Source organism: Candidatus Spongiihabitans sp., assembly GCF_965247905.1.
In the GTDB taxonomy this organism is placed as follows: Bacteria; Pseudomonadota; Gammaproteobacteria; order Arenicellales; family Poriferihabitantaceae; genus Spongiihabitans.
In genome coordinates this window covers 1,297,377-1,316,555 of the sequence record NZ_OZ252047.1, presented here as the reverse complement: position 1 = coordinate 1,316,555, position 19,179 = coordinate 1,297,377, and the positions used below count along the sequence as shown (strand labels likewise).

Annotated in this window: 20 protein-coding genes; 12 read left to right on the top strand and 8 right to left on the bottom strand. The window is 50.7% G+C overall.

Annotated features, from left to right (window positions below; translation table 11 throughout):
* Positions 1-44 precede the first annotated feature (44 nt).
* Entirely contained in the window at positions 45-1,493 is a 1,449-nt protein-coding gene (locus tag ACP158_RS06790; protein ID WP_424948187.1) for a hypothetical protein, read from the top strand.
* A gap of 68 nt (positions 1,494-1,561) precedes the next feature.
* On the opposite strand, the gene ACP158_RS06785 is transcribed toward ACP158_RS06790, so the two are convergent.
* The 4 genes from ACP158_RS06785 to ACP158_RS06770 all read right to left on the bottom strand — a co-directional run bounded on the left by ACP158_RS06785 (position 1,562) and on the right by ACP158_RS06770 (position 4,444).
* Positions 1,562-2,410 carry a dienelactone hydrolase family protein gene (locus ACP158_RS06785; RefSeq protein WP_424948186.1) on the bottom strand — a complete coding sequence of 283 codons (849 nt, stop codon included), beginning with the start codon at positions 2,408-2,410 and terminating at the stop codon, positions 1,562-1,564.
* 305 nt (positions 2,411-2,715) lie between these two features.
* Positions 2,716-3,372, bottom strand: coding sequence for a hypothetical protein (locus tag ACP158_RS06780; RefSeq protein WP_424948185.1), 657 nt, complete (start codon positions 3,370-3,372; stop codon positions 2,716-2,718).
* Positions 3,369-3,665 carry a GIY-YIG nuclease family protein gene (locus tag ACP158_RS06775; RefSeq protein WP_424948184.1) on the bottom strand — a complete coding sequence of 99 codons (297 nt, stop codon included), beginning with the start codon at positions 3,663-3,665 and terminating at the stop codon, positions 3,369-3,371. Before ACP158_RS06775 ends, ACP158_RS06780 begins: the two co-directional genes overlap by 4 nt.
* Positions 3,666-3,784: 119 nt before the next feature.
* Entirely contained in the window at positions 3,785-4,444 is a 660-nt protein-coding gene (locus ACP158_RS06770) for a DNA-3-methyladenine glycosylase family protein (protein ID WP_424948183.1), read from the bottom strand.
* A 58-nt stretch (positions 4,445-4,502) separates the two neighbouring features.
* Between ACP158_RS06770 and ACP158_RS06765 the strand changes: the two genes are divergently transcribed.
* The 9 genes from ACP158_RS06765 (at position 4,503) to ACP158_RS06725 (ending at position 10,992) form a co-directional block, all read left to right on the top strand.
* Positions 4,503-5,183 (top strand): winged helix-turn-helix domain-containing protein, encoded by a 681-nt coding sequence (locus ACP158_RS06765; protein ID WP_424948182.1) that lies wholly within the window; start codon positions 4,503-4,505, stop codon positions 5,181-5,183.
* Positions 5,167-6,627, top strand: coding sequence for an ATP-binding protein (locus tag ACP158_RS06760; RefSeq protein WP_424948181.1), 1,461 nt, complete (start codon positions 5,167-5,169; stop codon positions 6,625-6,627). The genes ACP158_RS06765 and ACP158_RS06760 overlap by 17 nt, the downstream gene beginning before the upstream one ends.
* A gap of 54 nt (positions 6,628-6,681) precedes the next feature.
* Positions 6,682-7,674: an AI-2E family transporter gene (locus tag ACP158_RS06755; RefSeq protein WP_424948180.1), complete on the top strand. Its 993-nt coding sequence runs from the start codon at positions 6,682-6,684 to the stop codon at positions 7,672-7,674.
* A gap of 6 nt (positions 7,675-7,680) precedes the next feature.
* Positions 7,681-8,463 (top strand): SDR family NAD(P)-dependent oxidoreductase, encoded by a 783-nt coding sequence (locus ACP158_RS06750; protein ID WP_424948179.1) that lies wholly within the window; start codon positions 7,681-7,683, stop codon positions 8,461-8,463.
* Positions 8,463-9,401: a homocysteine S-methyltransferase family protein gene (locus ACP158_RS06745; protein ID WP_424948178.1), complete on the top strand. Its 939-nt coding sequence runs from the start codon at positions 8,463-8,465 to the stop codon at positions 9,399-9,401. The genes ACP158_RS06750 and ACP158_RS06745 overlap by 1 nt, the downstream gene beginning before the upstream one ends.
* A gap of 395 nt (positions 9,402-9,796) precedes the next feature.
* Positions 9,797-9,925: a hypothetical protein gene (locus tag ACP158_RS06740; RefSeq protein ID WP_424948177.1), complete on the top strand. Its 129-nt coding sequence runs from the start codon at positions 9,797-9,799 to the stop codon at positions 9,923-9,925.
* A 198-nt stretch (positions 9,926-10,123) separates the two neighbouring features.
* Complete coding sequence (locus ACP158_RS06735) at positions 10,124-10,363, top strand: hypothetical protein (RefSeq protein WP_424948176.1); 240 nt, start codon at positions 10,124-10,126, stop codon at positions 10,361-10,363.
* Between the two features lie 91 nt (positions 10,364-10,454).
* Complete coding sequence (locus tag ACP158_RS06730; RefSeq protein WP_424948175.1) at positions 10,455-10,583, top strand: hypothetical protein; 129 nt, start codon at positions 10,455-10,457, stop codon at positions 10,581-10,583.
* A gap of 184 nt (positions 10,584-10,767) precedes the next feature.
* Entirely contained in the window at positions 10,768-10,992 is a 225-nt protein-coding gene (locus ACP158_RS06725; RefSeq protein WP_424948174.1) for a hypothetical protein, read from the top strand.
* On the opposite strand, the gene ACP158_RS06720 is transcribed toward ACP158_RS06725, so the two are convergent.
* From ACP158_RS06720 to dapB, 4 genes are all read right to left on the bottom strand, one after another.
* Positions 10,951-11,181 (bottom strand): hypothetical protein, encoded by a 231-nt coding sequence (locus tag ACP158_RS06720; RefSeq protein ID WP_424948173.1) that lies wholly within the window; start codon positions 11,179-11,181, stop codon positions 10,951-10,953. The two genes, ACP158_RS06725 and ACP158_RS06720, sit on opposite strands and share 42 nt — an antisense overlap.
* A 286-nt stretch (positions 11,182-11,467) precedes the next feature.
* Positions 11,468-14,716, bottom strand: a complete 3,249-nt coding sequence (carB, locus tag ACP158_RS06715) for a carbamoyl-phosphate synthase large subunit (RefSeq protein ID WP_424948172.1) — start codon at positions 14,714-14,716, stop codon at positions 11,468-11,470.
* Positions 14,709-15,914, bottom strand: a complete 1,206-nt coding sequence (carA, locus tag ACP158_RS06710; protein ID WP_424948171.1) for a glutamine-hydrolyzing carbamoyl-phosphate synthase small subunit — start codon at positions 15,912-15,914, stop codon at positions 14,709-14,711. The genes carB and carA overlap by 8 nt, the downstream gene beginning before the upstream one ends.
* Before the next feature lie 152 nt (positions 15,915-16,066).
* Positions 16,067-16,915, bottom strand: coding sequence for a 4-hydroxy-tetrahydrodipicolinate reductase (gene dapB, locus ACP158_RS06705; RefSeq protein ID WP_424948170.1), 849 nt, complete (start codon positions 16,913-16,915; stop codon positions 16,067-16,069).
* Positions 16,916-16,994: 79 nt separating this feature from the next.
* Here dapB and ACP158_RS06700 point away from each other — a divergent pair, with 79 nt between their 5' ends.
* Together ACP158_RS06700 and ACP158_RS06695 are read left to right on the top strand one after the other, a co-directional pair.
* Positions 16,995-18,086, top strand: coding sequence for a DNA-methyltransferase (locus tag ACP158_RS06700; protein ID WP_424948169.1), 1,092 nt, complete (start codon positions 16,995-16,997; stop codon positions 18,084-18,086).
* Positions 18,052-19,131, top strand: coding sequence for a hypothetical protein (locus ACP158_RS06695; RefSeq protein ID WP_424948168.1), 1,080 nt, complete (start codon positions 18,052-18,054; stop codon positions 19,129-19,131). Before ACP158_RS06700 ends, ACP158_RS06695 begins: the two co-directional genes overlap by 35 nt.
* Positions 19,132-19,179 lie beyond the last annotated feature (48 nt).

Sequence of the window (19,179 nt, the reverse complement as noted above, 5' to 3'; positions counted from 1 at the left end):
TTCGTGGCATTGTCGGGCATGAGTGAAAGAGGTGAAATGAAAACTTGAAACAGATCGATTGGTCGTTCTTGTCCATGCCGCGCATCGCCGTGGCGCTGGTGTTGCTCTTTAGCCAGGTCTTTGCTCAGGTCTTCACTCAGGCTTTCGCACAAGATACGCCGCCTGCGACCGAGCAGAAAGCGTTGGATCTGGAAAATAATTTTTGTGAAACAGCGCCCACTGACCAGCTGTGCTCGTATCTGCCTCATGATGTCACGGATTTCAGTGCGTCTTTTGTCTATCGGCTGATCATCCCGTCCGCGCAAAACCCATTTGACTTGTTTTCCTGGAAATCATTCATCGCATTGAACTGGCCCACGGACGCTAAGGATCATCCCCAAAGAAACCGGATTGGCGCTGATCCGGAGGCGCCACGAGTATGGAACCACTATAAAAATCCTGCACAGCTATTCGACCTGCCCGCTGATAATGTTTGCGCCGACCGACCCGGGAATAAATCGATTTTGGTGACCGATGAGTTTATACAGGCCACGGGCCAGCCTTTGATCGACCGCAACCTGAACTATGTGGTGTATGATGTCCGGGTGAACCCGGTGGTAGCGGAATACATCGATACAAACGGCCTTGAGAGCGTTGCTGGCCAAAGCGCATTTAAGAATAGCGGAATTCCAATTGAGTTTCCTATGGGTCACTACACCAATGTTGAAGCAAGAACGGGGGGTTCCGTGGGGGCATTGGAAATTAAATCGGCGTGGCGCATTTTGCAGCCACATTCAAAGGATGACCTCAGGCGTTATCATACTGTCAATGGTTTAATCGCCATAGACGGAAAAAACACTATCACTGGCGAACCTTTGTGCGTCAAGACCAAACTTGGATTGGTCGGTATGCACATTATGCATCGCACGCAAAGCGGCAATGGGGATGATTGGATATGGACAACTTTTGAACATATAGATAATGTGCCCACGGCGGATAACGCGCGCGGCCCAAACAGTATTTTTGCCGAAGAGTTATTTCCGGGCGGTTGTCAAATCGCCAACCCACCGGAAAATCGCTATTCTTTCTACCAAAAGGACTGTCGTAACTGCAAAACAAATTGGATAGATTCCCAAGCCAGACAGAGCTGGAAGTGGTCATCGCTGGCACCGTTTGCCGCCACCGCCGTGGCGGAAAATGGCTATGGTGTTCAGGCGGTTCGGTGCTGGAAACCGTCTTTGGGTACACAGGCGATCAATCAAATCTGGCAACAAAAACTATCCGGCACCGTTTGGGCAAATTATCAATTGCTAACCACGCAGTGGAAAGGCGCCAATAAGGATCTGATGTTTCCAAACGGTGAAGTCCCCAGGTATCTGACCAATTCAACCATAGAAACCTATATTCAAACTAATCACGATGGAACTTGCCTGGGCTGTCATAGCACCGCGACAAGCACCGCCCAACAATCCGCTAATTTCACTTTTGTGTTAAACCGGGTGTCGCCTCAGTAAGCGGTCGGCAAGCGACTTGACCACGGCATCCGCTGGGGACCACGCGAGGGTCGGCTTCAATACGGTTATCATTGGCCGATATGTTGTTGTAAAAATGCTTGAACCTGATCACCAACCCAACCTATCTGGGCAAAATTGAACTCGTGTCCGGCGCCTTCAATTATTCTGAGAGTGAATAAATGCTTTTGATTGGGCTCGGTGTTTTCCAGCATCTTTTGGCAGAATAAGGGGCGCGACAACTGGTCTTTCTCGCCCACAAACACCAGGGATGGCGCAATATATTCCGAGTGCATTTCACAATCCGGATAAAACGCCACAGCGGCCTTGAATCGCCGCTTGAACAGCCGCGCAAATCCGTGGGCATTCACGGATTTTACCGCTCCTGAACCGCCCAACCCCCATCCCATGATGGCGGTTCTTTCCGCATCAATGTAAGGCAATGCGCTCAAATACTCCAGCGCGCCCATGCCATCGAACAACAAATCAGTGCCGCCCACAGCGCCGTCATAGCGGGCTGGGTCGCAGTTCACGTCAATATGCGGACGTGACGCCACGCTATTGACTTGCACCGCAACATACCCCCATTGGACAATTTGCGCGCGCCAGTCCTGGTCCATGTCGGTCCAGCCCTTGCAGGTGGGAAACATGAGAACGACAGCAAACGGGCCTTGCCCCTCTGGCTTTGCCAGTGTCGCTGATAATGCATCCCCAGGTTTTCCTTGTCTGGTCGGCACGCCTTGCGCTTTGGATACACGAATCATGAATGGCGTCGGCGGCAATACCGCGCTGTTGAATGAGATTATTTCCTCGGCCAACGACACGCTGATGAACGGGATATTGCCAATCAGAAACCCGACGCACGCAAAGACAAGGGAGCGCACCCGCATCAGGAGGATATGGCAGGTCGAGTCGCCCATGTTATTGAATAAGTTATTGAATAACTGCTGGGCATTTTAGTGATGAGATTTTTGGTCGGCATTTCCTGCCATGTTAGAACAAGCCGCGTTTCTGAACCTATACATCTGCGGGGATTATACCTAAAAATTTGTGGCGTGGTGGTATTTTTTGTAGGTGGTGTTTTTTTGTGGCAAACAGGATTCCGCCGCTAAAATGGCGATTTGGATTCACGCTCTCCGGTCGTCATTATCGGGCTTGATGGTTTTGGCAGATTTTTGCTCCCAGCAAAATCTGCACTTCCGCCATCCTTGGCGGTCGTGTCCCGCTATGCGGGACAATGGCTGACTGGATTCCAACTTTCGTTGGAATGACGGGTCGGGGCTGGAATGACGGTGGGTGGCGTTATTATTCCTCCGTCATTATCGGGCTTGACCCGATAATCCAGTGAGAAAACCCAGCGGCGGTAGCCGCTGACATTACCCGGCGAAGTTGACGCTCGCTCTGGAAGTACGGCTTTGGCAGATTTTTGCTCCCAGCAAAATCTGCACTTCCACCATCCCTGGCGGTTGTGTCCCGCTACGCGGGACGAATAATTGACTGGATTGCGCGTATCGTCCCTGATACGCGCCCTTGCGGGTTCGCTACGCTCACGAAAAAATTGCCAGGAGCAATTTTTCACGCAAGCCCCGAAGGGGTGAGTCTCATGGACGAGACGAATAAAAATCGCTCCGGGCGATTTTTTCCAACTTTCGGTGGAATGACGGGCGGGGGTGGAATGACGAGCCGGGGCTGGAATGACGAGGGCGGGCTGGAATGACGGTAAAGGAGCAGTCTGGATTTCCGCCCTAGGCCCGTCATTATCGGGCTTGACCCGATAATCCAGTGAAAAAACACAGCGGCGGTAGCCGCTGACATTACCCGGCGGCGGGGGCGGCGATCCAGTAAGACATGCGGCGTAGCCGCGACATTGTTTCCACATCACCCAACAATATCTTCATATAAATCGTTCCATCTGGGGTTATGTTTTTCTATGATTGCCAACTTCCACTTACGCTTCCATGCTTTTATCTGTTTTTCTCGTTCTATCGCCGATAGCATTTCCCCGTGTTCTTCAAAACAAACCAATGTATGCGCTTTGTATTTTTTGGTGAAACTCTCACTCATATCGTTTTTGTGCGACCACACCCGGGCCGGCAAGTTGCTGGTTACGCCGATATAAAGCGTGCCGTTGCGTTTGCTTGACATGATGTAAACGTATGGGCGCTTTTCTGTCATGGTGGTTAATGGTGGTCTAATGTGGTGCGGCTTGCGCCGCGGATGTCTCACTGGATTATCGGGTCAAGCCCGATAATGACGGGATAACAAGGAGCCGTCATTCCGCCGCCGCCCGGCCGTCAATCCAGCGTCGTTGCGCCATAATACTTCCACATCAACAACGCCACGCTGGTTCGGTGCGGCGACCATTTTTCACCGATCTTGCTGGTTTGTTTTTCATCCGGGCGGCTGCGAAGTTTTTGATAACGCTGCACCGCGGTTTGCAACGCCAGGTCATTTGCCGGAAATATGTCGGCCCGACCCAAAGCGAATATGGCGTAAATTTCCGCCGACCACCGACCTATTCCCTTAATTTTGGTAAGTTCAGAAATCACTTTGCTGTCGGTCAGCGCCTCCAGGGTTTCCAGTATCACGTCTTTGGCCAACACCCGCTCCGCCAATGCTCTGGCATAACCTATTTTTCTTGCGGACAACCCGCACTGCCGTAGCTCGGCTGGCGTCCGCTCCAGTATTTTTCTTGGCGTGACCGCGCCACGGCACGATTTTTCGAGTCTGTTCCAGATTGCCGCCGCCGCTTTGGTGGATAACTGTTGCGCATTAATAATTTCAACCAAAGTCGAGAAACCTGGTTTTCTTATGCGCGGCTCAGGATAACCCACTTGATCAATGACCTGGGTCAAGCCCGGATCGAGTTGACAAGCCTGGTTCAGTTCCGATTCAATCAATGCCTGCCGAACTTTATTGGCCTGAGACCGCGCCGATTGACAATCGATTATCATGTACAATACCCTATCATTTTTCGTTCAACACAGCACCATCCTGCCTTGAGAGAAACTCATGCGCGTATTGATAATCGAAGACGACCATGCTACCGCGGCCTACATACAAAAAGGATTGGTGGAGGCCGGACACGCCGTTGACCTGGCGGTTCAAGGAGACGAGGGCTTGTCCATGGCGGCCAGCGAAAGCTACCAGGCATTAATCGTTGACCGAATGTTGCCGGTCATGGATGGACTCACTGTCATTGCCACCTTGCGGTTACAAAACAACCATACCCCGGCCTTGATTTTAAGCGCTTTGGGCGATGTGGACGAACGAGTCGAAGGCCTGAAAGCAGGCGGTGATGATTATTTAACCAAGCCATTCGCGTTCTCTGAATTGCTGGCGCGGCTGGAAGCGCTGGCAAGAAGATCCGCCGCGGGCGCTCAGGAAACCACTTTGGCGGCCGGAGATCTGGTAATGGATTTGCTCGATCGGGAAGTCAAGCGCGGCAGCACGCCCATCGACTTGCAACCGCGCGAATTTCGGTTGCTTGAATATTTGATGCGTCATCGCAATCAGGTTGTCACCCGCACCATGCTGCTGGAAAATGTCTGGGACTATCATTTTGATCCGCAAACCAATGTCATCGACGTTCATATCAGCCGTCTGCGCGGCAAAATAGATAAAAATTTTGATACACAACTGTTAAATACCGTGCGCGGCGCGGGCTATATTTTACGTGCGGCAAAGACGTAGTTTATTTCATAGTTACACCCTTCGCCTGGCGTTGCTGTACGCCATCATCTTTAGCGCGTCCACATTATTGCTGTTTTATTTCTTCTATATTTTCACCGCGTCCTACATGACCCAGCAAATGGACAGCACCATACAGGCGGAAATCCAGGGTCTGGTGGAGAGATACGATCAGGAGGGGCTGCAGGGATTAACCGCATTAATCGCGGAACGCGTGAACCGGCAGCAAGCGACCGGCAACTCCATTTATTTACTGACCACATTCACCTTGCAGCCAGTGGTCGGCAATCTCGACCGCTGGCCCAGCAATGCGTCCCGTGATAACGACTGGATTGAGTTCAGCCTGGATCGAGACGAGCAAACCAATGAAACCCATTTGGCGCGAGCCAAGATTTTCCGCCTGCCGGAAAAGTATGGATTGTTGGTCGGACGCGATATCAACCAACTCACCGAAGCCAAAAGAAGAATCATTCAGGCCTTGGCCTGGGGACTGGTTATCATGGTTTTGCTGGCGTTCGCCGGCGGGCTGGTGTTGAGCAGAAGAACGGTCAGGAAGATCGAGCGGATAAACCAGACCACCAAAAGCATTATGTCCGGAGATTTATCGAGACGGGTGCCGGTCACCGGCCGTAATGATGATTTTGATCAGGTGGCGGATAATCTCAACCAAATGCTGGATCGAATACAAATGCTGATGGAGGATGTGCGCCGGGTATCCGACAACATCGCGCACGACTTGCGCACGCCGCTGGCAAGGCTGCGGCAACATTTGGAAGAAGCTAGGCTGCAGGAATATCCGGACTCGAAGTCCGCAATAAACCTGGAGCAATCGATCAAGGAAGCCGACTCCTTGCTGGCAACCTTTAATGCGTTGCTTCGCATTGCGCGCATTGAAGCGGGCCAGGTCAGAGCCGGTTTTTCCAGGATTGATTTCCATACGCTGCTGCAGGACATCGCTGAATTTTATGAGCCGTTGATTGAAGAAAAATACCAAACCCTGGAAACAACCTTGCAAGCCGACATAAAGTCCCAGGGCGACCAGAACCTTTTATTCCAGGCATTCGCTAATGTGGTTGAAAATGCGATCAAATACACCCCCGATGGCGGCCATCTCTCGCTATCGTTAGTTCAATTGAGCGCCGAGCTTGTGGTCACCATCGCCGACAATGGTCCGGGCATTCCCGAATCAGAACGGGGCAAGGTTTTTCGTCGATTTTGCCGGCTCGATCAAAGTCGCAGCAGCAGCGGCAATGGCCTCGGCTTGAGCATGGTGTCGGCAGTCATTGCATTGCATCGCGGCGCGATTAGCCTGCAGGATAACGCGCCGGGATTGCGTGCTGTTATCCGACTGCCGCTAACGACAAGTTCGGCCAAAACACAACTCGTAGCCGAGTCGGTCGGTGATGAAATTAATGTCGCTACCAACGCCGGCGCCGCGATAAACTAATGCGAAAAATAGTTCGGCATGGAATTTTCAAATAACTTTTCGCCAACAGCAAGGATGATATTAGTCGGCGCCGCCATGGTGGTGTTGATCGCCGGACTCAAGAGCGCAAGCGGCATCGTTGCTCCATTATTAATGGCCGTGTTTATATCCATCGTCTGCACCCCTGCATTATTTTGGCTGCGGCGTCACGGATTGCCAACGATTGTCGCATTGATTGTCATCCTCGGGGTAGTTGGGCTATTAGGCGTTGCGGTGTTCAGCCTGATCGCCAGTTCGCTCGATCAATTCAGCAATTCGCTGCCCCGATACAAGCAAAATCTCGCGCTGATGTATGAGCAGTTCAACGCGACCGTCATGCGCTGGGGATATTCGCTGCCTGTGGACGGCATTGCCGAACAAGTGAACCCTGACGCGCTGATTAAGCTGCTCAACTATATGCTCAAGGGTTTGAGCAATATTCTGGCAGACGGACTCGTGGTATTTCTGGCCGTGCTGTTTATCCTGGCGGAAGTGGCAAACTTGCCTAATAAACTCAGGCATGCCTTGAAAAGTCCGGATCAGTCAATGAAAAGACTCCAGGCATTTACTGGAAAAGTGATCCGCTATCTGGCGTTAAAGGCGGCTACCAGTGTATTAACTGCAATTTGCGTCGCCGTGGTGTTGTGGGTATTGGAAATTGACTATGTTTTTCTTTGGGCGGTATTGGCGTTTTTCCTGAATTTCATCCCCTATGTCGGCTCGGTTCTGGCCGGCCTCCCGGCCGTATTGCTGGCATTGGTCGACCACGGCTTGGTCACCGCGTTATGGGCTGCGGCCGGTTATGTCGTCATCAACATCGTCATTGGAAATATTGTTGAGACCCGGCTCATGGGTGGCGGTTTGAACCTGTCTTCCTTCGTGGTGTTTGTTTCTCTGATTTTCTGGGGCTGGGTATTGGGGCCAGTCGGGATGTTTCTGTCCATCCCCTTGACCATGTTGATCACCATTGCGCTGGAAAGCGGGCCGGATTCACAACGCCTCGCGCAGTTAATGCAAAATACGCGTTAGCCAGCTATGTCAACGCAAAATCGTATCCAGCCGTTGTTTGAACTGACCGACAAAGTCGCGGTCATCACCGGCGCCAGCAGGGGAATTGGCGAGGCCATGGCGCGCGGGCTGGCCGAATTTGGGGCCAAGGTGGTGGTCAGCAGCCGCGATCAGGAAGCGGTCGACGCGGTCGCCGAATCATTCAACGCGGACAAATTGCAAGCAACCGCCATCGCCGCGAACATGGACAACATCGACGACATCCACGCCTTGGTCGATAAAACGGTGGCAACCTATGGCGGATTGGACATTGTCATTAACAATGCCGCCGCCAATCCCGCATTTGGTGCAATCCAAAAAACCGAACAACGCGCGTTCGACAAGATCATCGAGGTCAATCTAAAAGGGCCGCTTGAATTATGCAACAAAGCCTACCCTATTCTCAAGCAACGCGGCGGCGGTTCGATCATTCACATTAGTTCGGTTAGCGGTCTCACCCCGGAAGCGAATATCGGCATGTACAGCGTCAGCAAAGCGGCACTAAACAACCTGACCCAGGTCATGGCGCAAGATTGGGGCGCGGACAATATTCGGGTGAATGCGATTTGCCCCGGATTGATCGAAACCAAATTCAGCAAAGCCCTGTGGAGCGATCAGGCGATTTTGGAACGGTTTCTAAAGCGCATACCGCTCAAGCGCATCGGCACCGCCGATGAGGTCGCGGGACTGGCAGTTTATTTGGCGTCGGATGCGGCGGCTTATTGCACCGGCGGCGTCTATGTGCTGGACGGCGGCTATTCGGCGAATTGATGATGGCGTCGCTAAGCGAGCGATTAGACCGCGGTGAAATCATCCTGCTGGACGGCGGCGTCAGCACTGAAATTCAACGACGCGGCGTGCCGCTGGATGCCAATGTCTGGAGCGGACTGACCACCAAAACCCACCCCGACCAAGTGCGTCAGGTGCACGAAGACTATATCCGCGCGGGCGCGCAGGTCATAACCGCCAACACCTATTCCACCGCACGGCATGTTCTGGAAAGCATCAACCTTGGGCACGAAGCCAAGGCGCTTAACTTCAAGTCCGTGCAAATTGCAAAACAGGCGCGCGACAATGCCGCCGATGGCGAGGTCTGGATCGCCGGATCCATGTCCAGCATGCCACCGCTCGCGAGCGACCGCGAAGTCGCCATCGGCGCGCATGTGGAAGCGAGTTATCAGGAACTTGCCGAAGTGCTGGCGCTGGCCGGGGTGGACCTGATCATCACGGAAATGATGCGCGACATCGACAACGCGAGCATGGTCATCAAAGCCGCGGTCGCGACCGGCCTGCCGGTCTGGATCGGATACTGCACGATGATGGCTGAGGACGGCATTGATGTTAAAAGCCTGCGTTGGAAAAACACCGAGAGCATCGCGGCTGCTCCTGATTTTACCACGCTGGTGAAAACGCTGAGCCCGCTCGGTGGTCAGGCTGCCGGCATCATGCACACCCAGGTGGGTGATATGGAACCGGCTCTTGAAGTGCTGGGCAAACACTGGTCAGGCGCAAAACTTGCTTACGCCGAAACCGGCTGCTTGTTGTTGCCGGAAGGACGCGTTGAAGAAGTTTGCTCGCCGCCGGACTATGCCGCCGAAGTCGAAAAATGGATAAAAAAGCACGGCGTGCAGATCGTCGGCGGTTGTTGCGGAACCGGCCCCGAGCATATCCGCGCACTAAAACATTTGCTCAGCCATTTAACAAAATAGGTTGCATATAAAAGTGCCGCTCTGGCCTGATGATTGGCGTTGCCGATTTTGCTCGGAGATTCTCGGAATCAAGTTGCTTGTCGAAGCAATCGCCGCAAAAAAATCTAATAATATCAAGTTATATTTTGACGGATATTTCTTGTCGAACATTGGTGCAAGAAACGATCGTGTCCGGGCTCAGACACATAAGAGACCGTTAACCTGGCCGGCTAGTGCGCTTAAATCAGGTCAGGCCGGCGGCGTCGGAAGCGGGACTTTAGTTCCACCATCTTGGCAATGGCTTGGCGAGGCTGAAGCCTCACTTCCGGCAATCATGCCCCTCTCGGAAGTGGGACTTTAGTCCCGCCATCTTGGCAATGGGCATGGCGAGGCTGAAGCCTCACTTCCGAGGGCCGTTGAAGGTAACCGCGATCAACCAGGAACTGGTCCATTACCCGTGGACCTATAATCATTACCGACCACACGATAGTTTGGATTTAATGACGCCGATGGCGTATTATCGGCAACTCACCCTGGTTGCCTGATTTGTCTCATATGTGGTGAGACCGGACAACCGAACATTAGCCCTGATTTATTTGTTTAAAAATCACCCTAACGCTCGCATTACATACCTCCCGGGAATTCATGCAAAAGTCTATATTGCCAACCAGTCCAACGCGGTGATAGCGTCAGCGAATTGCACGCAAGGCGGCGCGACCGCAAACTGTGAATACGGCATTAGCATGAATGACGCCACCATCGTTCAAAAAACACAAAACTATGGCATACAACAAACAAATAGGCATACCAATAATTTGCGAAATCCACAATGCAAAAATTTCGATCGTTTGGTAAATGTCGTTACCGAAGTGGATATTGCGGATATGGATTTGTTTTACGAGGGTTATGACGGCTCTGAAGATGTCGATTATTGTCAGATTTGCGGAGAATTAGGCGTGGCAGAAGATCCCATATTATTGTGATTGTTATTTCAGTAATCAGCAGCAAAACGCCCTAAAAAATTAAGGTTCAAGATACTTTAAGCGGTCGATTTCGGATAAATTTTAGCAGATATTGACGCCCATTTTCGTGGCGCATATTGAAGCGAAACTCACACTCTTTCAAAGGAGGCATCGCCTTCCGATTCACCATTATCTCCCAATCCGTCATTGCCCGGCTTGTTCCGGGCAATCCAGTTATTAAACCGTTCGGCGTAGCCGAACTCCTTATTTCGGCGGCGAAGTCGCCGACTTTGTGTCCGACTGCGCCGGACTCTTTATTCAACTGGATCCCCGCCTGCCGGCGAGGATGACGGCAGAGAGGGCGGTGCTAAAACACCACTGGAAAGGAACACACCAAGGCAGTGAATTAGTGAACACATACAGCAATGACGACCCTTATTTGCCGGGCAATCCAGTGGAATATGCCGTCCGGCGTAGCCGGACTCCTTTGCGGCGAAGCCGCCGGTTTGTGTCTGGCAAAGCCGGATGCCAAAAAGAGTCACGCTACGCGTGACAGACATTTAACTGGATTCCCGCCTTCGGCGAGAATGACGGCCGAGAGGGCGGTGCTAAAACACCGCTGGAAAGGAACAAAACGGGCAATGAATTAGTGAACACATACGCTCGCATTGCCCGGCGATGTGTTGTCTGATTTGAGTATACAATCGGCTGGTCGCTGGGCCAGAGATGCCAGTGATTTGTGCGACTTCGCAAGCCTCGATATCAAGGCAAAACAGCCGTGGAATCGCCCTGAATTTATTCTCCGACATTCGGCAACGAATGACATGCTTGTTTTTCATTTATAGAACACTTAGTTATGACCATTTCACTATACCTTAAAGTATCTTGAACCAAAATTAATCTATATATGCGACGGTTGAAGGAATAGACCACGGGAAAGAATCTCTAAATCAAGTCGTTTTGTTTCTTTCCCTGTCGCTCGCGGCAATCAAATATCGGCTTCTTTTCTCGGCCACTTTCAAGACCGCACTATCTTGCATCTGGTGTTTATATTCGGTCTTCTTGCGTATCCCCATTGCGCACGACTCATCGCCCATGTCGCCCAAGTCATCCGCGGCATCTAAATCAGGACACGGCGTTATTTTTGAGTTGCCGGTGAAGCGCCTGCAGTTTGTTAACCGTTACCGTTCCAGCGTGGCGGTGCGCTTCTACCGATGCTTTGGCTGCCGCCAATGTCGTATAGTAGGTCACTTTATGAAGCAACGCTTCGCGGCGAATGGTATAGGAATCTTTTAGGCTCTGCTTGCCGGAAGTGGTGTTGATGATCAAATCGAAGTCATCATTTTTTATCATGTCGACGACATGCGGCCGACCTTCGATCACCTTGTTGACTCTGGTCGCCGGAATCCCTGCATTGTTAATAGCGATCGCGGTCCCTTCGGTGGCAATAATTTTAAAGCCGGCCTTGTGAAAGTAATCGGCAACTGCAATTGCATCGGCTTGATCTTCTCTGCGTAAACTGAATAGCACGGTGCCGCTGCGCGGAATCGTGTAACTGGCGGCATTTTGCGCCTTTTCAAACGCTTCGCCAAAGCTCATCCCGATGCCCATCACTTCGCCGGTGCTTTTCATCTCCGGGCCCAGCACGGTATCCACGCCGGGAAATTTGATGAACGGAAAAACCGCTTCCTTGACCGAATAAAACGGCGGAACAATCTCGCGCGTGATGCCCTGTTGCGCGAGAGTCGTGCCGACCATGCAACGCGCCGCGATCTTCGCCAACGGCCTGGCCGTCGCCTTGGAGACAAACGGCACCGTTCTTGAAGCCCGCGGGTTCACTTCAAGCACATAAATTTTTTCGCCCTGGACCGCGAATTGCACGTTCATCAAGCCGACCACGTTGAGCGCCAATGCCAGGGCCTTGGTCTGCTTTCGCAACTCATCTTGAATTGCAGTCGATAAGCTGAATGGCGGCAACGAACAGGCCGAGTCGCCGGAATGCACGCCGGCTTGCTCGATATGCTCCATGATGCCGCCGATCACAACTGCCTGCCCATCGCATACTGCATCGACATCGACTTCCACAGCATCGTTTAAAAACCGATCGAGCAACATCGGCGAGTCAAATGAAACACTCAAGGCAGACTTCATATAAGCGGATAAATCTTCATGACCATAAACAATTTCCATCCCTCGCCCACCCAAAACATAGGACGGCCGCAGCACCAGCGGATAGCCAATTTCCTCGGCCAGCGTGAGCGCCTCCTTCGCATTATTTGCAATTCGATTGGGCGGCTGCAATAGCCCCAGATTAGAGATCAGCTTTTGAAAGAACGCCCGGTCTTCCGCTCGATGTATCGCTGTCGGCGACGTGCCGATAATTGGCGTGCCGGCCTGCTCTAACGCCCGCGCCAACTTCAACGGCGTTTGTCCGCCAAACTGAACGATGACCCCGAACGGTTTTTCTATCCGAACAATTTCCAGCACATCCTCCAAAGTCAGCGATTCGAAATACAATCGGTCGGAAGTGTCGTAGTCGGTGGACACGGTTTCCGGATTGCAATTGACCATGATGGTCTCGAAGCCGTCCTCGCGCAACGCCATGGCGGCGTGCACACAGCAATAATCAAATTCAATTCCCTGTCCAATTCGATTGGGTCCGCCGCCTAAAACAATAATTTTTTTCCGGTCCGTCGGTAGCGCTTCACATTCATCCTCGTAACTGGAATACAAATAAGCCGTGGTTGTATCAAACTCCGCCGCACAAGAATCCACTCGCTTATACACCGGGTGAATATTATGGTTATACCTGAAGTCTCTGATTGCTTGCTCATCGACACCCATTAAAGTCGCAATTCTTCGATCAGAGAATCCTTTTTTCTTCCATTGCCTGATTGAATCTTGCGTGCTTAAATTGGCATCATATTGTTCAAGCGTCGCTTTGGCAATAGCGCTTTCTGTGACGATCAAATCTTCGATTTCCGCGAGAAACCAATGATCAATCCGGCAAATTTCGTGGATGTCTTCCACCGACATCCCAAATCTGAACGCCTCGGCAACATACCAGGGTCTGCTCGCACCGGGAATTCGCAGTTTAGCGGTAATAAACTCCTGCGCTGAATAGTCATTTGGAACGGCTTGTTCATCCAGTCCATGCGAGCCAATTTCCAGTCCACGCAGTGCTTTTTGGAAAGATTCCTGAAAAGTCCGGCCAATGGCCATGACCTCGCCAACGGATTTCATCTGGGTGGTCAAGGTTGCATCGGCCTGGGGAAATTTTTCAAAGTCGAATCGTGGAATTTTGGTCACCACGTAATCGATGCTCGGCTCGAAAGACGCGGGGGTCGCGCCGCCGGTAATATCGTTGCTTAACTCGTCCAGGGTAAACCCTACGGCCAGTTTAGCCGCCACCTTGGCAATCGGAAAACCCGTGGCCTTGGACGCTAACGCTGAAGACCGCGACACCCGCGGATTCATTTCGATGATGATCAACCGACCGTTCTGTGGATTGACCGCGAACTGAACATTGGAGCCGCCGGTATCCACCCCGATTTCACGCAGCACCGCGATACTCGCGTCGCGCATAATTTGGTATTCCTTATCGCTCAGCGTCTGCGCCGGTGCCACGGTTATTGAATCCCCGGTATGCACCCCCATCGGATCGAAGTTTTCAATGGAGCAGATAATAATGCAGTTATCGTGACTATCCCGCACCACTTCCATTTCATATTCTTTCCAGCCGATGATGCTTTCTTCGATTAACAACTCTTGGGTTGGCGATGCGTCCAGTCCGCGGCTGCAAATTTGGTCGAACTCGTTGCTGTTATAAGCAATTCCGCCGCCGCTGCCGCCCAAGGTGAAGGACGGTCGAATAATTGCCGGGAAGCCGATTTTTTCCACGATGGCATGAGCGTCTTCAAGCGAATGCGCGATTTCGCCATGAACGGTTTCCAGATTGATTTTTTTCATTGCCCTGCGGAACAGCTCGCGATCCTCGGCTTTGTCGATGGCTTCACGGGTTGCGCCGATCATCTCGACTTTGTACTTGCTTAATACGCCGTGGCGATTTAAATCCAGCGCGCAATTCAAGCCGGTTTGTCCGCCCATGGTGGGCAAGATCGCGTCTGGTCGCTCTGTTGCGATAATCTTCGCCAGCGTGCGCCAGGTTATGGGTTCGATATAAGTCGCGTCGGCGAAATCCGGGTCGGTCATAATCGTGGCCGGGTTGGAATTCACCAGAATCACCCGATAGCCTTCTTCTGTTAACGCCTTGCACGCTTGCACCCCGGAATAATCAAATTCGCAGGCCTGGCCGATGACAATAGGTCCGGCGCCAATGATCAGCACCGATTTTATATCGCTGCGCTTAGGCATTCCGTCTATCGTCTTGGTAACGGCGCTTCATCATGGCGATAAACTTGTCAAACAAATAACCAATATCCTTCGGGCCCGGGCTGGCCTCGGGATGACCCTGGAATGAAAACGCGGGTTTATCCACGCGTTCAATGCCCTGAATCGATCCATCGAATAACGAGCGGTGCGTGACTTTGATTTTATCGTTCAACGAATTTTCGTCGACCATGAAGCCGTGATTTTGGCTGGTAATCAATACCCGACCGCTTTCCAAATCCTGAACCGGATGGTTCGCGCCATGATGCCCGAATTTCATCTTCATGGTTTTTGCGCCGCTGGCCAGCGCCAACAGCTGATGGCCCAAGCAAATACCGAATACGGGTATATTGTTATCCAAAATTTTCTGGATAGCGGTGATCGCATAGTCGCAGGGTTCCGGATCGCCAGGCCCATTGGACAAAAATACGCCATCCGGATCGCGCGCGAGTATTTGATCGGCGGTGGCGGTCGCTGGCAGCACGGTAATGTCGCAACCGCGGTCTGCCAATATCCGCAATATATTGTGCTTTATGCCAAAATCACAGGCAACAATTTTACCATCATATTTTGCCGTGGCCTGTTTTGCCGTGGCCTGTTTTGCTGTGGCCTGTTTTGCTGTGGATCGATATCCAGATTCCAGGTTCCAAATCCCATCGCGCCAATGATACGGCTGGCGCACGGAAACCTGTTTTGCCAAATCCATGCCAGATAATCCCGGAAATGCCCTTGCGGCCTCCAGGGCGACATTCACGGCGGCATCGCCATCAATGCTTTCCCCAGCGGCGATGCAACCACGCTGCGCGCCTTTGGTTCGAAGCAGCCGGGTCAGCTTTCGGGTATCAATATCGCTGATTGCCACCACGCCTCGTTGCGTCAGAAAATCCGGGAGTGATCGTTGGGCTCGCCAATTGCTATGCCGTTGCGGCACATTTTTCACAATCAGGCCGGCGCAAAAAACTTTTCTGGACTCAGCGTCTTCGGAATTAACCCCGACATTACCGATATGGGGATAGGTCAGGGTGACCAACTGTTTTGCGTAAGAAGGGTCGGTCAGGATTTCCTGGTAGCCGGTGATTGAGGTGTTGAAAACCACCTCTCCTACGCTCATTCCATTGGCGCCGATTGATTTGCCATAGAACGTGCTGCCATCTTCGAGAATCAGCAGGGCAGGTATATTCAAAAATCTCTCCAGTCAAGTATGCAGGGCATCACATTACTTTCGAGGCATCACCCCGGCGAAAAGTAAGGGTTTGCGCTGAAAAGGCAAGATATTTGTTGCGCATATTTACTTCCCTAACGCCCCTTAAGTTGGGCAGGTCGGTGCAAATCGCGTCAGCGATTTGCACCGACATAAGGGAGAGTAATTTCGGCTTCGCCGAAAACTCTCCCTAAATCAAGCGCATCCTGCATATTAAACAGCCCTTTTTGTTGGGTTGATAACCAGTGTGCAGCCCGAATCGCACCCTGGGCAAAAATTTTTCGATCCGTAACCCTATGGGTAATCTCGATTCTTTCGCCGTCGCCGATAAACATTACGGTATGTTCCCCGGCGATATCGCCACCACGAATGGTCGAAAACCCAATGCTTCCGGGCTTTCTCTCTCCGGTATGCCCTTCTCTGGAGAATACGCCGCAACTACTGAGATCTTTACCTAAGGCTGATGCCGCTGCCTCACCCCACAATAACGCAGTACCTGAAGGCGCATCCACTTTGTGGCGGTGGTGGGATTCAATGATTTCAATATCTGTTACATCGCCTATGACCTTACCCGCCATTTCAACCAACGATACGCATAAATTGATACCAACACTGGTGTTTGCGGCAAACAAAACCGGAATGTGGCGCGCGGCTTCCGTGATCTGTTGATTTTGTGATTCATTTAATCCCGTTGTGCCAATCACGATGGCGGCATTAACCAATTTACATATTTCCAGATGCTCGGACACTGCCTCGGGGTTGGAGAAATCGATCATCACATCAAACGCCATGCCGCTGATATTGGCGGAGATTGGCACGCCCATGCTATCCCTGCCAGCAACCAGACCCGCATCCTGCCCAATAACACGACAACTTTTGTGCTCAAGCGCAGCGGCCACTTTCATGTCGCCGGATTGATCCATCTCGCGGATAATCGCCCGACCCATTCTGCCGGCGGCACCAGAGATTGCAAGTTTGATCATAAGAATAAGTTAATTACCAGAGAGTGTAAAATACGACAGTAACGCAATTCGCGCAACAAAATTATCATCTCTCAAATCCTTGCCACACAAATCAGAATTTAGTAGTATCATGACTAATTCTAACCAAATCCGATGGTTGAAATCTCTTGAAATGGAATCCAAACCGAAAATAAAACACAACGTAGTCCACTGTGGCGACTGTGTGACCATTCTTAAAAGTTTCCCCGATAATTGCATAGATGCCATTATCACTTCGCCGCCGTATTTTCAACAGCGGCAATACACGGGAATTGGCATTGGAATGGAAAGTGATGTTTGTAATTATCTGGAATCGCTGCATGAAAGTTTTGATGAATTAACTCGTGTCATCAAGCAAACCGGAAGCATATTGTACAACATCGGAGACAAAATTGACAAAGAACGTGGCACCATGCTTGTTCCCTATAAATTTGCAATATCCGCGCTGGAAAGAAAGCCTGATTTGATATTGCTGAATAGCATTACGTGGGCAAAGAAAAACCCGACGCCAAGACAATTTAACAGGCGACTCGTTAGTAGCACTGAACCTTTTTTTCATTTTGTTAAATCCAAGAAATATTACTATTCCTTGGGCGAATTTATGTCTTCTCCGCAAACGGTGCACAGAAACAAGCCCACCAATAAACTTGGCGTAAGATATTTTTCTCTAATCGACGGCTCCAGCCTGTCGGACAAAGAAAAATCAGATGCAAAATGCGCTATCAGAGAAGCCGTCTATGATGTAAGAAGAGAGAAAATCGTCGGCTTTAGAATGAAAATACGAGGGATTCACGCTCCGGCTTTTGGCGGGCAGGACGGTGGCAGAAAAACACAAATCGAGAAGAAAGGATTTACTGTGATACGAATTTTAGGCAACCCGATTAAAAAAGACTATGTTGAGTTTCCCGTTGAAAATTCCAAAGGCATTGAACATCCCGCGATATTCCCGTTACAACTAATCGAGGAATTTGTTGGGCTCACTTGTCCGCCAGATGGAGTGGTTTTAGATCCGTACTGCGGAAGTGGCACAACCTTATTGGCGGCTAAGAATAAAGGTCGGCAATTTATTGGAATTGATATAAACCCCAAATACTGCAACTTTTCTAAAGACAGAATCGATGAACAGCAAACAACCCGTTCAATATTTGGATAACGCATACCAACGCGCTTGTAGCTGTCCATCGGTATCCATTGATCCAGATGTAATGAGCGGTCTCGACATCATTGCCGAAAACAGGGAGAGATGCAAGGCTGTGCTTGCGGTAATCGTCACACTCATGCTCAAAAAGATCATATCCCCAAATCAAGATGTTCGGAAACATCAGGCAGGCATGCAAAATGGATTTAGCGCGAGAGGTTTGGATTCCAGCACGGTAACGCCATTTCTTAGAAGCAAAGATTTTCCCTATATGGTGTCGGGGGCCGGAGCATTAACCAGATCATTAGAGCAAGCCGTGCCTTATGATGAAAATTATACCGGCCACATAAGACCACAACGCGTAAAAAATGCGTTTTTATCCTGCGTGGATGCGATACAAACCAAAAATCTAAACGCGAATGATGCGCTGGTTTATTTGTTCGCCAGGCTAATTGAATATCGTGATTTGGATAAAAACATAAAATTGAACAGGCCAATTCATATGTCCATTAAGGACATGGTTTCAAAGATAAACGAGCACTTCGAAAAGTGTGGCGGCGAAGGATCGGAACTGCCAGTGCTGGCAATATATGCAGTGTATCGACAACTAGCTGTGGAACTGCAACGATACAAAGACTGTGTGCTGCTTGATTTACAAGCACATACTGCGGCTGACAGTAGATCTGGGTTTTTGGGTGATATTCAGGTGAACGGGGCAGATGAACAGCCCTTTGAGATTGTCGAGATTAAACACAATATAAAACTTAGCCCAGATTTGGTGAATGATTGCTATAACAAATTTAAATCCACGCCCGTGAAAACCTATTATCTCCTTAGCACTAATGAAACATTGAAGAATCCCGAGGCAATCAGTGAACGAATATTGCATATTCAAAAAAACCACGGTTGCCAAATGATAGTCAACGGCCTTCAAACAAGTCTGAAATATTACTTGCGCTTATTGGCAAACCCGAACGATTTCCTGCATCAATATGTGGATTTAATCGAAGACAGGGGTAGTTATAATGTTAAAACGCAGTGGCAAAATTTATGGAAATAGTGTTACAAAATATTTTGATAAGAGCAATGGACATCCCCTGACACAAAG